The organism is Alteromonas sp. G5_S2_22_S1 (assembly GCF_054968525.1).
In genome coordinates, this window is the sequence record NZ_JBQKUJ010000001.1 from 122,499 (window position 1) to 138,302 (window position 15,804).

The 15,804-nt window shown below is 44.9% G+C and carries 9 protein-coding genes; 4 read left to right on the forward strand and 5 right to left on the reverse strand.

The genetic code is table 11. The features are described from left to right. Positions 1 to 148 precede the first annotated feature (148 nt). Together ACTRWF_RS00645 and ACTRWF_RS00650 are read left to right on the forward strand one after the other, a co-directional pair. Positions 149 to 655 carry a (2Fe-2S)-binding protein gene (locus ACTRWF_RS00645; RefSeq protein ID WP_015067090.1) on the forward strand — a complete coding sequence of 169 codons (507 nt, stop codon included), beginning with the start codon at positions 149 to 151 and terminating at the stop codon, positions 653 to 655. Further along, positions 652 to 2,913 carry a molybdopterin cofactor-binding domain-containing protein gene (locus tag ACTRWF_RS00650; protein WP_462834933.1) on the forward strand — a complete coding sequence of 754 codons (2,262 nt, stop codon included), beginning with the start codon at positions 652 to 654 and terminating at the stop codon, positions 2,911 to 2,913. The genes ACTRWF_RS00645 and ACTRWF_RS00650 overlap by 4 nt, the downstream gene beginning before the upstream one ends. A 610-nt stretch (positions 2,914 to 3,523) precedes the next feature. On the opposite strand, the gene ACTRWF_RS00655 is transcribed toward ACTRWF_RS00650, so the two are convergent. Next, complete coding sequence (locus tag ACTRWF_RS00655) at positions 3,524 to 3,673, reverse strand: hypothetical protein (RefSeq protein ID WP_023559661.1); 150 nt, start codon at positions 3,671 to 3,673, stop codon at positions 3,524 to 3,526. 325 nt (positions 3,674 to 3,998) lie between these two features. Beyond that, positions 3,999 to 6,371 (reverse strand): phosphoenolpyruvate synthase, encoded by a 2,373-nt coding sequence (ppsA, locus tag ACTRWF_RS00660; protein WP_015067087.1) that lies wholly within the window; start codon positions 6,369 to 6,371, stop codon positions 3,999 to 4,001. Positions 6,372 to 6,643: 272 nt separating this feature from the next. Here ppsA and ppsR point away from each other — a divergent pair, with 272 nt between their 5' ends. Continuing rightward, complete coding sequence (gene ppsR / locus ACTRWF_RS00665; RefSeq protein ID WP_462834934.1) at positions 6,644 to 7,456, forward strand: posphoenolpyruvate synthetase regulatory kinase/phosphorylase PpsR; 813 nt, start codon at positions 6,644 to 6,646, stop codon at positions 7,454 to 7,456. Positions 7,457 to 7,631: 175 nt separating this feature from the next. On the opposite strand, the gene ACTRWF_RS00670 is transcribed toward ppsR, so the two are convergent. The 3 genes from ACTRWF_RS00670 to ACTRWF_RS00680 all read right to left on the reverse strand — a co-directional run bounded on the left by ACTRWF_RS00670 (position 7,632) and on the right by ACTRWF_RS00680 (position 13,502). Further along, complete coding sequence (locus tag ACTRWF_RS00670; protein WP_462834935.1) at positions 7,632 to 8,345, reverse strand: diguanylate cyclase; 714 nt, start codon at positions 8,343 to 8,345, stop codon at positions 7,632 to 7,634. A 301-nt stretch (positions 8,346 to 8,646) separates the two neighbouring features. After that, positions 8,647 to 10,626: a sulfotransferase gene (locus tag ACTRWF_RS00675; RefSeq protein ID WP_462834936.1), complete on the reverse strand. Its 1,980-nt coding sequence runs from the start codon at positions 10,624 to 10,626 to the stop codon at positions 8,647 to 8,649. Positions 10,627 to 10,790: 164 nt separating this feature from the next. Beyond that, positions 10,791 to 13,502 carry a TonB-dependent receptor gene (locus ACTRWF_RS00680; RefSeq protein ID WP_348681527.1) on the reverse strand — a complete coding sequence of 904 codons (2,712 nt, stop codon included), beginning with the start codon at positions 13,500 to 13,502 and terminating at the stop codon, positions 10,791 to 10,793. 323 nt (positions 13,503 to 13,825) lie between these two features. Here ACTRWF_RS00680 and ACTRWF_RS00685 point away from each other — a divergent pair, with 323 nt between their 5' ends. Continuing rightward, a complete protein-coding gene (locus ACTRWF_RS00685; RefSeq protein WP_012518306.1) occupies positions 13,826 to 15,796 on the forward strand; it encodes a BCCT family transporter in 1,971 nt (656 codons plus the stop codon). Positions 15,797 to 15,804: the final 8 nt, after the last annotated feature.

Below are 15,804 nucleotides of genomic sequence, written 5' to 3' on the forward strand. Positions count from 1 at the left end.
GCGTCTTGGATAGTTCGCTTTATCAGGCAACGGAACCGTATAGATATAACACGTGTAATGCGCTTATTGCACAGTATGCCGCTTGGGTGAGAGGCCCTATTAATATTGGGCTAGCGTATATCTATCGTTTACCTATGGAGACAAGACCATGATCACGTTTACCGTAAATGGTAACAAACACGAATTTGCAGGTGATCCTTCAACCCCAGTGTTGTGGTACCTTCGTGATGAATTAAATCTTACAGGGCCTAAATTTGGCTGTGGTATGGCGCAATGCGGCGCATGTACCGTTCATATTGATGGTATGGCGCAACGCTCCTGTGTTCTGCCGGTTTCGGCGGTTCAGGGTAAAAAGATCACTACGATTGAAGGCTTAAGCGAAAACGGCGACCATCCGGTTCAAAAAGCCTGGGTTGAACATAAAGTGCCTCAGTGCGGTTTTTGTCAATGTGGACAGATTATGCAGGCAGCTAGCTTACTCTCAACGAACCCAACGCCTAGCGACGAAGAGATTGTACAGAACATGTCAGGCAACATTTGCCGGTGTGGCACCTACCCTCGTATTCACAAAGCAATAAAGTCTGCTTCTAAATCCATCAGCGCCACCGCTGGTGTGAATTACTTCGACCCAGCAACCGAGGGAGAAGAAGCATGAGCGAAAATAGATACTTCGACATGAACCGCCGCAGTTTCTTGAAGTCTACCGCTGCCGCAGGTGCCTTGGTGTTAGGCACATTTTTTATGGGCAGTGCGCCACGTGCTATGGCTGGCGTTTTGGCTAAGCCAGCAGAAAATGCAAAGCGCGCAAACTTATTCATTGCACTGCGCCCTGACGGCATGGTTGAAGTAACCTGCCACCGCAGTGAAATGGGCCAGCAGATCCGCACCGCTATTGCGCAAATTGTTGCGGATGAAATGGAAGCGGCATGGGATAAAGTGATTGTTATTCAGGGTAAGGGCGACCCTAAATACGGCGACCAAAACACAGACGGTTCACGCAGCATTCGTTTCAACATGCAGCGCCTTCGCGAGATGGGCGCAAGCGTACGCTACATGATGCAACACGCCGCAGCCAAGCGTTGGGGTGTTGAGCCTAGTAGCTGTGTTGCCGAACAACACATGGTTAGCCATAACTCTGGCAAGTCTATCGCTTATAAAGACCTTATCGACGACGCGTTAACCATTACGCCGCCAGAAGCAGACAAGCTTCAGCTTAAAGAAAGAAAAGAATGGCGTTACATCAATACGGGCATGGCGCATATTGACCTTCAGGACATTGTAACCGGTAAGGCAACATTTGCCGCCGATGTGCGTGAGCCCAAGGCACTGGTTGCTATTATCGAGCGTCCTCCAGTGGTGGGCGGTAAAGTGAAAAGCTTTGATGCCAGTAAAGCAAAAGCGGTTTCCGGTGTTGTAGATGTCATCGAAATTCCTGCACCTAAAGGCGCACCGCAATTTCAACCCAAAGGCGGTATTGCCATTATTGCTAACAATACGTGGGCCGCTTGGCAGGGGCGAAAAGCCCTTGATGTAGAATGGGATGACGGTGCTAACGGCGACTATAACTCAGAAAGTTTTAAAGCGCGGTTGCTTAGTACAGTAAACGCACCGCAAACCCTTGTTAGGGAGAAAGGCGATGCGCTAAGCGTTCTAGAAAACGCCAGCGACAAGCTCATTGCCGATTATTACGTTCCACATCTTGCACAGGCCCCTATGGAGCCACCATGTGCAACGGCAATGTATTACAAAGATCGCGTAGATATATGGGCTGCAACACAAAACCCACAAGCTGATATGGAAACCGTTGGCGCTATGGTTGGCATGGACAAAGAGAAAATCAATGTTCACGTAACCATGCTAGGCGGGGCATTTGGCCGTAAATCTAAGCCTGACTTTTCCGCTGAAGCCGCTTACCTTTCAATGAAAACGGGCAAACCAATTCGCGTACAGTGGACCCGCGAAGACGATATTCAGCACGGTTTTTACCACGCGGTATCAGCCCAACACGTTGAAGCGGCGCTTGACGAAAACGGTAAGATTGACGCGTACCTGCATAGAACCGCGTTCTCGCCTATTGCTTCGACCTTTCAAGAAGGTGCCAACGCCCCCTTCAGTTTTGAGTTAGATTTGGGCTTTACTGATAACCCAATCCTGACACCAAACATGAAGTTAGAGCGTGGTGAAGCACCGGCTAAAGCGCGAATTGGTTGGATGCGCTCGGTATCGAACATCTTTCACGCTTTTGCAGTGCAATCATTTATCAATGAAGCAGCGCACAAAGCGGGGAAAGATACTAAAGATTACTTACTGGAAGTTATCGGTCCTGACAGAATTTTAGATGTTACCGAGCAAAAAGCCGAGTACAACAATTACTGGGGCGACAAATCGGTATACCCACTTGATACGTCTCGCCTTAAAAACGTGATAGAGAAAGTGTCTGACATGGCTGACTGGGGCCGGGAAATGCCAAAAGGACGAGGTTTAGGCATTGCAGCGCACCGAAGCTTTCTAACTTATGTTGCCACAGTGGTGGAAGTAGAAGTCTCTGACAAAGGCGACTTAAACGTGATCAAATCTTGGGTGGCTATTGATGCAGGAACGGTAGTAAATACTGATACCGTTAAAAACCAAACCCAGGGTGGTTCTGTATTTGGTATCACCACGGCCATTAGCGACGGTATCACGTTTGATAAAGGCCGCGTACAGCAAAGTAACTTCCATAACTACCGTGTGCCGCGAATGAGCGACTCGCCGCTAGAGGTAGAAGTTGAGGTAATTGAAAGCGACGCACCTCCAGCAGGTGTGGGAGAACCAGCAACGCCGGTATACGCGCCTGCGCTATGTAATGCCATTTTCGCTGCTTGCGGTAAGCGTATTCGACAGTTACCTATAGGTGACCAACTTAAAGCTTAGAAACTTACCATTACCGCAAATAACATTTATTTCGGTATTGATGCAGACAGGAAAAAGGGTAATCACTGAAGTGATTACCCTTTTTTATAACTGCCTACGTTTAATAGCTAATTTTCCCTTGCTATTGTGCCTTGGCTCCGCTAGCTAACTTAAAGTCACACTGCGAAAAGCTGCTATGGGTGCGAGAGAAGACTATAAAGGTTGTAAATACTAAGGCAAAAACAAGCAAAAGATATGATGACGCACGCTACAAAAAGATGAATAAAAATACCATAGCTTGCATACGCAAATACTGCGCAAATCAAGCCAATTGTGAATTCAACAAGCGCTGCTTCACAGAAGGTTCTTATATTACTAATTACTGGCTGTGCAAAAAACTTGAATTGATACGCCATTTTCCCTCTGACCGCTTTCTTATACTAATCACGATAGCATATAAATACGGTAGTGCTCAGCGCTAGTAGCAATAAGCTTTTAGCTAAATGCGCCACGCATGTTGTAGATTACGCTATAAAAGCCTTTATGAAAGCCCACGTGTAAACTTTCATAACTCTCAATCATTTTTGAAAGTAAACTACCGTTTCAGTTCTAGCTCTATGCGACACAACACTTATTCGTAGTTGCGTTCCATCCACATTAATTGCATTTTTAGTTCGTTAATTTCTTTTTGGGCTTGCGCCAGCTGCTCTGCCACAGAGCCTGATTGCATAACATTTTCTTCGGAAGTATTTACTGAAACCGTGCTGTCATTATGTGCCATAAGAGTTCAACCAAGTTAGTTATTAATCTGAAATTTGATGTGAAAGTCACTTTGTAATATTACATTTTTAATTACACAAAGTCATGCTATTAGCGGCTAAAAACCCATATTTTTCCTAAATAACCATCGTTTTTTTAAGGAATTTACTGCTGGCACAGATCTGTTTTAAACCGCTACTCCGCTTGATGTAAGCGGGAAACAAAAAAGAAAAATGCCAGTCAGCTTAACTGACTGGCATTAATCGAAAGGTCTCTTTTAACCCTCGCGTTCGCGTTGTGTCTAAGTTAGATCGTTGCCCACTTAGTCTGGGATTAGACCTATTGGTTTAGCCGTGCTTTTCAGCAAGGTATAGCCATGTCTCAACCACAGTATCGGGGTTAAGCGATACCGAATCGATACCTTCTTCTACCAACCAAGCTGCGAAATCTTCATGGTCAGACGGCCCTTGGCCACAAATACCCACGTATTTACCACGCTTTTTAGCAGCTTGAATTGCCATTGAAAGCAGTGCTTTAACCGCTTCATCTCGCTCATCGAATAGGTGGGCAATCACGCCACTGTCTCGGTCTAACCCTAATGTAAGCTGGGTTAAGTCATTAGAGCCTATAGAAAAACCGTCGAAAATATCGAGGAACTTGTCAGCAAGTAACGCATTGGAAGGAAGCTCACACATCATAATAACGCGAAGGCCGTTTTCGCCTTTCTTCAAGCCTTGCTCTTCAAGCAATTCGATAACCTGACGCCCTTCATCTAACGTACGTACAAACGGAATCATAATTTCTACGTTAGTAAGGCCCATATCATTGCGTACACGCTTTATGGCTTCACACTCAAGTGCGAAGCAGTCGCGGAAGTCTTCAGATATGTAACGGCTAGCGCCACGGAAACCTAGCATAGGGTTCTCTTCGTCTGGCTCGTATTGGTAACCGCCAACTAAGTTAAAGTATTCGTTAGATTTAAAATCTGACATACGAACGATAACTTTTTCAGGTGAGAACGCCGCACCAATGGTTGAAATACCTTCAACTAGCTTCTCGATGTAGTATTCCGTTGGCGACGCGTAGCCTGCAATCATGTCGCTAATTTCTTCTTTCAGCTCTTCAGGCTGACTATCGAAATTAAGCAATGCTTTCGGGTGAACGCCAATCATGCGGTTGATAATAAATTCAAGACGCGCAAGGCCTACGCCTGCATTTGGAAGACGAGCGAAGTCGAACGCGCGATCTGGGTTACCTACGTTCATCATTACCTTTAACGGTAAATCTGGCATAGCGTCTATACGCGAAGTGACTACGTCAAACTCAAGCTCGTCACCGTAAATATAACCCGTATCGCCCTCTGCACAAGAAACGGTAATCTTGTCACCGTTTTTTATACTGTCAGTAGCGTTACCGCAACCGACTACCGCAGGAATACCAAGCTCGCGAGCAATAATAGCCGCGTGACAGGTACGTCCACCACGATTGGTAACAATGGCAGACGCCTTCTTCATGATAGGTTCCCAATCAGGGTCTGTCATGTCAGTCACCAGTACGTCGCCGGCTTGAATTTTGTCCATCTCTTCAATTGAGTCGAGCACTTTAGCTACACCAGCACCAATTTTATGACCAATTGCGCGGCCTTCAACAACGATATTGCTTTGGCCTTTTAGTTGGAAGCGCTCAATGCTTTGTGAGTCTTCTCGGCTGCGCACGGTTTCTGGGCGTGCCTGAACGATATAAAGCTTACCGTCTACGCCGTCTTTCGCCCATTCGATATCCATAGGGCGTTGGTAATGCTTTTCAATGATTTGCGCTTGCTTTGCTAGTTCCATCACTTCATCGTCGTTAAGCGAGAACGTTTTGCTATCAGCAGCATCAATATCAACGATGGACACTTGTTTGCCGTGTGCTTCGTCGTCTGAGTAAATCATCTTGGTAAGCTTGCTACCTAGGTTACGACGTACGATGGCGGGAAGCCCTTTGTCTAACGTAGGTTTGTGCACGTAGAACTCATCAGGGTTTACTGCGCCCTGCACCACCATTTCACCTAAACCGAATGAACTGGTAATAAATACTACGTCTTCAAAACCAGACTCTGTATCGATAGTAAACATAACGCCTGATGAAGCGATATCACTGCGCACCATGCGCTGAATACCCGCAGACAGCGCCACACCTTTGTGGTCGTAACCTTGGTGTACGCGATAAGAAATCGCGCGGTCGTTAAACAGTGACGCAAACACGTGTTTAATCGCCACAAGAACCGACTCGTAACCTTTAACATTTAGGAAAGTTTCTTGCTGACCGGCAAATGACGCATCAGGCATATCTTCTGCCGTGGCTGAAGAGCGCACCGCGAATGACGCCTCTTCACCCGCATCCCCTTGGAGGGTAACAAATGCCGTTTTGATTTCTTCTTCTAACTTGCCTTGAAATGGCGTGTCGATAATCCACTGACGAATATTCTTGCCCGCTTCAGCAAGGGCATTCACGTCATCTACGTCTAATGAATCTAAAACTTCATGGATCCTGGCTTCTAGGCCACTTTGCTCTAGAAATTCGTTAAATGCTTCGGCGGTGGTAGCAAAACCACCCGGCACCTGCACACCGGCGTTAGCCAGGTTTGAAATCATCTCGCCTAATGATGCATTTTTGCCGCCTACGCGACCCACATCATGCATGCCCAGTTCTTGATACCAAAGTACGTATTCTTGCACAGCCCAAGCCTCCAGCTTTTTTATGTGTAGGGTATGAGGTAAGTTCCAGGTTTGTGCTTATTATCGCCTGAAACAAATCAAATTGTTGTCGAGGTGTGGGTGTTATCACCCATAACGCCGTCCATTACGTTTGACAGCAAACCTGTTGATAATTGCCATCATTCACAAGAACCGTGTAGCTTTTCGACGAAATCATCTTAGAATGGGGAAATTCAGAATGTAAACCCTTTATTACTTTTGTAATAAAATTACACCAATGTTAAGGATATGTTGTGCGTACAGCTTTTTATATTTCAGATGGTACTGCCATCACTGCAGAGGTCTTTGGCCACGCCCTGCTTTCTCTGTTCCCCGTTTCGTTTAATCACAACACCATTCCTTTCGTTGAAACTGAGGAACAAGCTCATAAAGTATTGCAGCAAATTTCTGAAAGTTTTCAAGACAACGGAGAGCGGCCGCTCGTTTTTTATACAATTGTGAATGTAGATGTTCGCAAGATTATTTCGAAATCGGTGGGCATTAATTACAATTTCCTCGATCAGTTCGTTGCTCCGCTCGAAAAAGTATTAGGTGTTCCGTCAAAACCAGAAAAACACCGCACTCACAGTATCCACGAAACCACTTACGACATTAGAATTGAAGCCGTAAACTATGCGTTGGCCAATGATGATGGCTCGAACTTAAAAGACTACGATGAGGCAGATATCATTCTTACCGGTGTTTCCCGCTCTGGAAAAACACCAACAAGCCTGTATTTAGCACTTCAGTATGGAATTAAAGCAGCTAATTACCCGTTTACCGAAGAAGACATGGGCGACATGTTAAAGCTTCCTCCTGCCCTTCGACGCTATAAACACAAGCTGTTTGGTTTAACCATCGCCGCCGACCGTCTACACCAAATACGCTCAGAGCGAAGAGCAAACAGTAAATATGCGTCTATTCAACAATGTAGGATGGAGTTGAGGGAAGTTGAAAACTTATACAGAAAGGAAAAAATCCCATTCTTAAATAGTACCAAGTACTCCATAGAAGAGATTTCAGCGAAGATCTTGGCGGAAACAGGGCTTAAACGTCGCAAATACTAGCCGGGCTTTTAAGTTATCAGTAACTACCTTTGCTGCAGCGGCGATGTTTACCTACTGCGTTTTATACAGCGCTTTTTTATATCGCGGTGCTTTGTTGAGCTTTTATAAGCCTACAAGGCACCCTATAAATAAGACTCTGGTTTTGCTTCACTTTTTATCACCCGCTATGAGAACGTCACTTTTTATTGCTTTCCACCCATTCTTCAAGTGCTACACCTGGGTCTTCTTCACCTGCGAAAGATGACGCATAGGGGCTCGCTGCTTCTGCATCTTGGTGTGAAACGTCCGCCTCTCTATTTCGTTGGTTTTCTTTGTCTGAAGACAAAGTCGCTTTTTCTCGTGAACTTTTTTCTTTTGCTTTCATACCTCTTATCAACTCCTCTACATAAGGTAAAAACTCTAAGACGGCAGCAACGGCTACAACTGATAGTAAATACCAAGTTGGAAGGGGCTCTTGCTTAAACCGCAAACCAAAATCAGCAGGGCTTTCGCCTAGCCCAAATAACGCTATAAAATGAGACCAATGTCTGGCAATCACCAAAATTAATGCGAGCAGCGGTATCATTTCCAAAAAGCTGTGCACATGTTGCTCAATGGGCCCGACTCGTCTTTTCGATACGGCGTAGCTAACGTCCCACAGTGCGGTAAGCTCGTGTAACAAGAAAAACACTATACCTACAGCAATAATTAAGCTATTCACTTCAAAAAGAAGAACCAGAAAAAGTGGAACCCCCACCTCTAAAAACATCAATAGATGAATTAAGGATTCTTTCGGCCCGGCGGTAGCAGCGATATTACTGCTGCGGTGGCAAAACCAGTCGACTATCCCCGCTATGAACCACAGCGGTATAATGAAATACATCAATATTAGCTGTGTAACGTCATTCATGACTAAACCTTCAATAAGTCGTCGCTTTCCATGTATTCGAGTTTACAAACTCGACACCATATAACGTTGTAACGTCGAAAATCGAAAATTAGATTAAGAATGGTTAACATTTTTTAATGTCTAAGGAGTAACAGCTTACCTAAATGGAAAGGTGCTATTCAAACCTACGCTTAACTTTGGCTCTCAAACATGTCGCCTAACGAAAGAAGGCGCTGTATCTTATTTCTTAGGCGGTAGTAGCGACAATCCAAACGACATTGGCTTTAAGACAGCCATGACCTTTTTTACTTTTGTCTATCACTCAATTATTTGTCACCGACGTGTTTCCACCTAGCGCTTGTTTTAGGTCAGCTAAATAGTTATCAAAAGGTTTCCACTGCCCCATTCCTGTTTTATAAATAGGTTGGCGAACCTGTTCAGAACTTGGCGTTTTAATAACCCGCTTGGTTTGGTGAAATGCTAAACACGCTTCTTCAAAGTCTAACCCACAAAAATCTAAGATACGTCTGACTTGGCCTTCTAAATCGTCTAATACCTCTTCGTGCTGTACGGTAAGAATCTCCCCCGGCAGCACCGCGTGCCAGTGATCCATAAGCTTTTCATAAGCTTTGTAATAGCGCCCAATATCGGAAAGCGAGTAACTAAATTCCTGCCCCTCACCGAATAGCTGCTTAAAGCCGCTAAAGCAGCAGTCCATAGGATTTCTTCGCGCATCGATAATTTTAGCGTTAGGCAGTATCTTCTTAATTAGGCCAATATGAATAAAGTTATTGGGCATTTTATCGATGAACAATGGCGCGCCTTGTCGGTAAGCACGAGTTTGCTCGATATAACGCGCGCCAAGCTTTTCAAGCGTTTCTCCATCTAACGCATTAACGTTCAATGGATAAGGCGTCTTTTGATGACTTAACGATGAAGCAATGCCCAATATATCGTGAAGCTCCATGGTGCCATCGACTTTTGAATGTGACGCGAGAATTTGCTCCAATAACGTTGAGCCTGCACGCGGCAAGCCAACAATAAAGATAGGGTCAGGCGCTTGGCAACCTTCTACTTTATTAAAGTCTTCACTTGAGAAAGCGCGCTGCTGTGCGTTTAGCGCTTCCTCTGTCCTTGCAATATCAAATTGAAGGGTGCTGCGCTTTAAGCTGTTTCCTTGCTGGTAATAATTGAAGGCTTTGCTAGCCTCTCCCCGGTCTTCAAGCCCTTTACCTAGTGCAAAGCACACATGTATTTTATCTTCTAACTTTATAGCATTGCTGTTTAGCTGTTCAGACATTTGCGCAAGTAGTGCGTCACTAAACTTATAGGTTTTCGTGTTTGCGAGGCTCCAATAGGCGTCGCCGTAGTCACTGGCATAGTCTATGGCCTTTTCGTACGCACTAACCGCATCAGGCGTATCCCCTTTTGCTTTTAACGCATGGCCAAGCGATACCCACACTTTGGGTCTATCCGGGTTTTCTGCAAGTACATCACGGTAAACAGTAATGGCCTCATCTAATTGCCCTACACCAACAAGCGCATGGGCCAAGCTGGTTTTTATACTAAAGCTAGTGGGGTTATGCTCTAACCTTTGGCGAGCCACTTGTACCGCCTCTGGAAACTTGCCTAACTTAGACAGCACATTTTGATAGGCTAAGGCTGCTTTTTCATTATCTGGATAAAGCTCAACACAGCTTTCTAAAAGAAACTCAGCGTCGCTATAAACCTTAAGTTGCATGCCTATTTCAGCAAGTAGCATCATTGCTTCGGGGTGATGCTTGTGCTTGGTCAGAAACTGCCGGCATACCTGCTCTGCAGCAGCGAACTGCTTTTCGTACATAAGGTCGTAAGCCCCTAATACAGGCGCTGGTAGCGACTGCAAGTGCGCTATTTGCTTGGTTGCCATTTGTACCGCAGTGACATCATTGTGACGTTGATAAATTGACAGCAGTTTTTTCCAACTGCTGATCAGCGCGGGATTAAAATGCGTTGCTTTAAAAAACGCGCTCGACGCTTCTTTACCGTTACCCTTCGCTTCATGACAATAAGCAAGCTCTTGATACGCCCTGCCGTAATCGGGAGAAAGTGAAAGCAGTACGTCGATATGACGAAAGGCCTCATCATATTGCTTTGCCATTCTATGTGTAACCGCTGCAAGATAATGGACTTCTAAGCGTTGCTGCTCGCTAAGCGACGTGGACAATAGGTGTTCAACGCGTTCATTGGCTAATAAGAATTGAGCGCGTTGCAGCGCTTGTTTAATAGCGCGTATTTCATGTTGGATATCTTCTGGTGTCATAGCCTTCGTTATAATTCTTAGTAGCGCCTGTTTGCAGTGCTGTTAATTCGATGAAATTAATAGTACCTAATTCTTCAAGCATTAGTAATGAAAACGGCAGACGTAAAGTCTGCCGTTTAAACGCTTTTACATGATTAATTTATACTATTAATCATCGCTTACTATTAATAATAATCGTAAGAGAAGCGTAAGCCGATAGTACGTGGACGATTCGTCACGACTTTAGGCGTGTACTGCTGGGTATCGATATTTAAGATAGCCGACTTGTCGAAAACATTGTCGATAAACGCTTCAACTTTCCAGCTTTCATACGACATACCCACTGAAACGTTACCAATTACGTAACTTTCTTGGATATAACGACCACCGCGAATGGTTTCACCGTCTGCGCCTGGATAGGTCGCACCGTTAAACACTTCACCTTCGTCTTCAATCTTCAATCCAGAACCTGTACCGTAAATCAAGCGCGTGGCATCTTCCATGGCGTAGGCATTCATGACCATGCCAGCAAGGCGATCGCCAGTGTACGTAAGTGATGCATTAACGAAACCTTCTTTACCGCCATCTAGCTCAAAGAAGTAACGAGCACTAATGTTTCCAGAGAAGTCTGCAGAGTACGGTAATTTGCTACCCACCCCTGCTGAAATACCTTCAAGTTCAGAGTTGATACTGACTAGTTCAGTATCTAACACGCTGAACGCTGCGTTAATAACTAGGTTATCAGAGGCCAACCACGTTATATCTGCATCAATACCTTTAACTTCTGCATCACCTACGTTATCGGTAAATACCAAGAAGCTGATGTTGGTAGGGTCGAAGCGAGAGGTCTGCAAGTCTGAAATTTCTGAGTAATAACCGGTTGCGTTGACACGTAAGATACCGTCTAAGAAATCACCTTTAAGGCCAATTTCATAGTTATCGAGGGTATCTGTGGTTGAATAAACCGGCACGCGGAAATCTGCAAACGCGCCCGTGTTATTCGCTGCTGCGTCACCACCTAAACGGTTGGTTACCGGTGGTCGGAAACCTTCTGAATAGTTTGCGAATAACAATACGTTTTCGTTTACTTTCCAATCTAGACCAAATTTGAAGATAGTGTCGTCTACGGTTAACACACCGTCGTCACCCAACAAGCCTATATCTAGAGAACCGTCTTGTATTGCGTCTACAACACCTTGACCGTCAAGGCCTAGGTCATCGTAAACTGCTGGGTCTAAAACGCCTTGACCATAGGCTTCTAAACGACTTGTTACGTCACGGGTAGACGTTGCACCACGGTAAATATCATCAATCTGATACCAGCGAGCACCAACGGTAGCCGTTACTGTGTCGGTAATTTCATAACCCAATTGACCAAATACCGCGATTTGCTCGATAGTATGGGTAACGTCGTTAACAAAACTGATTTCTGGCGAGAAAGGACCGCCGTCACTGTTAATACCGCGATCGCCTGCAAGCGCGTTCCACGAACTTGCTAAGTTCTCGAAAATCTCGGGGCTAGCAATTTTGAACTGACCTACTGAACCCACTTCTTGTTCATCGTAGAACACACCTGCGGTTAGCTGCCATGGTGTATCCATGGTTGTGCTGAAGCGTAGCTCGTGGGTTAAACGAGTGCTTGTGGTGTCTTCTTTGTAATACTTGCTTGGGTCAAGACAACGTGCGTCATCTGGATTATCTGGTGTTTCATAATGCGTACACACGTAATATGCCGAAAACAAACCACCGTTTGTGTAACCCGTGTAGTCGGTAAGGGTGTCAATTTCGCGATCTAAGTAACCGCCGGTGTAAACCACATCGAGTTTTTCAAGGCGGCCGTTCAGCGTCCACGTAGTTAAGCCAAATTCATCAGAATTTTCATCGCTTTGAAAGCGAATTGCAGAGCTTTCACCCTCTACCGTTGGGTCGTATGCAAATACACCTTCGGTGTCGAGCGTTTGCTCGGTGTGCTGAACCAACAAATCCCAATCTTCATTGATAATGTAAGACAAGCCGAAACGCGCACCTGAATAAACCGCATCGTTAAAGTTATCTTCTACATGCTCACTGTTTCTTGGCGTTACTACCGCAGCTTCGCTTCGATTAAAGCCGTTAATTTCACGACGTGTATCCATATCAGCAGGGTCTATACCTTGAGCCTGAAGCGCACCACCTGATATACGGTCGATAACCACAGCACTACCGATATAGCCGCCGTTGTTTGGGTCGTTTTCGATATTGTCTATCCAACCACCTTGGCTTTCGTTATACGCAGCAACACGAAGAGCTAAGTTGTCGGTTGGCGTAACGTTAAAGTACGCTTCAACCGTATTGCTCATATCACCGCCTTTGGTGGTAGAGATACTGGTATCAAAGCCTGCTGAAAAACCCGAGTGATCAGGTTTATTGGTAATAAGTCGAACAGTACCTGCCTGTGAGCTGGCGCCGAATAACGTACCTTGTGGCCCGGGGAGTACTTCTACACGCTCTACATCTGTAGCGAAAATATCTAAGTTTCGACCGGCCATGGAAACAGGCATTTCATCAAGATAGAAAGCGACAGACGGCTGAAGCGCTTGGACCGATGAAAGGGTAATACTTGATTGGGTGGTAGCAGCGCCGCGAATGTAAATTTCGTTTTGGCCTGGGCCCGTCCCCTGGAATACAACGTTAGGTAAAAACTCTACGTAGTCTTGGAAGTTATCAATACCAAGATTTTCTAGCGCTTTTCCGTCAAGTGCAGAAACCGCAACAGGTACGTCTTGAATTGATTCACTTCGTTTTGTGGCGGTAACTTCAATGGTTTCAAGTTTAGCGGGCGCGCCCGTATCCTGCGCCGCCAGAGAGGTGGATGCCAGTGCAGCGACAATTGCACAGCTAAGCTGAGTTTTTCGCATTTGTGTGTGTTTCCTTCAGTTGTTTTTTTATTTCTTCGGATTGTGTTTAGTTAATACACATATCAAAAAGATCATATATTACAATACACCAACTAATTTTAATTTCTACTCTAACGATTAATAATTAACCTAAAGTTGCGAAAACATAACCCAAAGTCTAATTAACAGAGCATTTTCTTCACCCAAAATTAAGTTTGATGGATAAGTGCAGTACAAATGCATACAAATCGAATTATTTCATCTGATGTTTATAAAAAGTGCTCCATGCTGTATATTTCAACGTATTAACCTAAATTCAAACAAAGGTGAAAGGAAATTACTGCGTGACTGAGACAGAAAATAAATCTCCACTCAACAAGCCGGTGTTTTTAACATCGTCTGCCTTGATAATCTGTTTACTTATTTTCGCTGCTGGTACGCCTGAACTAGCAGACAGTATCTTCCAAAAATTGCAGGATGTAATCGTATCTAACGGTAGTTGGTTTTACGTATTAACGGTTACGATTATTGTTCTCGCAGTAGTGTATTTAGGGATGTCTCGCTACGGGGAAATTAAACTGGGCCCTGACCACGCTACGCCAGAATTTAGCTTTGGCACCTGGCTTAGTATGCTGTTTGCTGCAGGTATGGGTATCGGACTCATGTTCTTTGGTGTAGCTGAACCATTAATGCACTTTATGGCCCCGCCCACTGCACAGGCAGAAAGTATAGACGCCGTACGAGAAGCCATGAAAACCACCTTTTTCCATTGGGGTATTCACGCTTGGGCTATTTATGCAGTGGTAGCGCTTATACTCGGCTACTTTGCCTACCGACAGAACTTACCTCTAACGCTTCGTTCTGCGCTTTACCCACTTATCGGCGACCGGATTTACGGTTGGCCAGGCCATGTGGTTGATATATTTGCCGTTACTTCGACGGTATTTGGTATTTCAACGTCTCTTGGCTTTGGCGCATCGCAAGTTAATGCTGGCTTTAACTATTTGTTTGGTTTGCCTTCTAATACAGGCGTTCAAATTGCCATTATGGCCGGTGTGGTTGGCTTAGCAGTAATTTCAGTTACCACTGGACTGGACAAAGGTATTCGTCGCCTTTCAGAAACCAACATGGTGCTGGCTATTATCCTACTGTTAATCGTGTTGTTTTTAGGTCCAACGGTATTTTTGCTACAGGCCTTTATGCAAAATACTGGCGCATACCTGTCTGACATTGTGAGAAACACTTTTAACTTATACACCTATGAGAAAACTGACTGGATTGGTGGCTGGACCATCTTTTACTGGGGCTGGTGGTTAGCATGGGCGCCTTTCGTAGGCCTGTTTATAGCGCGTATTTCATTCGGCCGTACTATTCGCGAATTCGTTATCGGTGTACTACTTATCCCTTCAGCGTTTACCCTATTTTGGATGACCATATTCGGTAACGGTGCTATCGACCAAGTTTTGGTACAAGGAAAAGATGTACTTGCTCAAATGGTTAACGACGATACCTCCGTCGCACTATTTGTATTTTTAGAACAGTTTCCTTTTTCTTCAGTACTGAGCTTTATCGCCGTACTTATGGTGATTATATTCTTTGTAACCTCGTGTGATTCAGGCGCAATGGTAGTCGACATGCTGTGTTCACACGGTGAAAACAACACCCCACTATGGCAACGTGTTTACTGGGCAGTTGGTGTAGGTATTGTGAGTTCTATACTTCTATATGCTGGCGGATTAGGTGCACTTCAAACCATGACTATTGCCGCTGCACTGCCATTTGCTATTGTCTTGCTTATTGCCATATCCGGGCTATTGAAAGCACTGCGTATAGAATCTTATAAGCGAGAAAGCTTAATGGTGCTGGCAGGCTCGCCACAGCATAGTGACTCTGACAAAAACTGGAAAGAACGATTAGAAAACATTGTTACCTTCCCAGATGAGAAAGCGGTAAGACGCTACATCAACAAGGTGGTTAAACCTGCCATGACTGAAGTTGGTGAAGAGTTTAAAGAACAGCAATTCGATGTAAGAATTGAGGATACCGAGGAAGCTCTTACCTTAACAGTGGAATTAGGAGGAGACCCGGAATTCGTTTATGCGGTGTATCCAACGTCGACAGAACAGCCTGAATTTGGTCCAACTGACACACCAAGACTGGACGAAAACGAAAAGGCCACGTACTATCGCGCCGAAGTACACCTAAGTGAAGGTGGTCAAAACTATGACATTATGGGCTGGTCGAAAATTTCGGTTATTAATGACGTGATCGATCACTATCATAAACACCAACATTTTATTCATTTGCTTAAGTAACCCTTAAG

Excerpts from the sequence above, each read along its gene's own strand:
- ACTRWF_RS00645 (WP_015067090.1), top strand. The coding sequence starts at position 149 with ATGATCACGTTTACCGTAAATGGTAACAAACACGAATTTGCAGGTGAT.
- ACTRWF_RS00650 (WP_462834933.1), top strand. The coding sequence starts at position 652 with ATGAGCGAAAATAGATACTTCGACATGAACCGCCGCAGTTTCTTGAAG.
- ACTRWF_RS00655 (WP_023559661.1), bottom strand. The coding sequence starts at position 3,673 with ATGGCACATAATGACAGCACGGTTTCAGTAAATACTTCCGAAGAAAAT.
- ACTRWF_RS00670 (WP_462834935.1), bottom strand. The coding sequence starts at position 8,345 with ATGAATGACGTTACACAGCTAATATTGATGTATTTCATTATACCGCTG.
- ACTRWF_RS00675 (WP_462834936.1), bottom strand. The coding sequence starts at position 10,626 with ATGACACCAGAAGATATCCAACATGAAATACGCGCTATTAAACAAGCG.
- ACTRWF_RS00680 (WP_348681527.1), bottom strand. The coding sequence starts at position 13,502 with ATGCGAAAAACTCAGCTTAGCTGTGCAATTGTCGCTGCACTGGCATCC.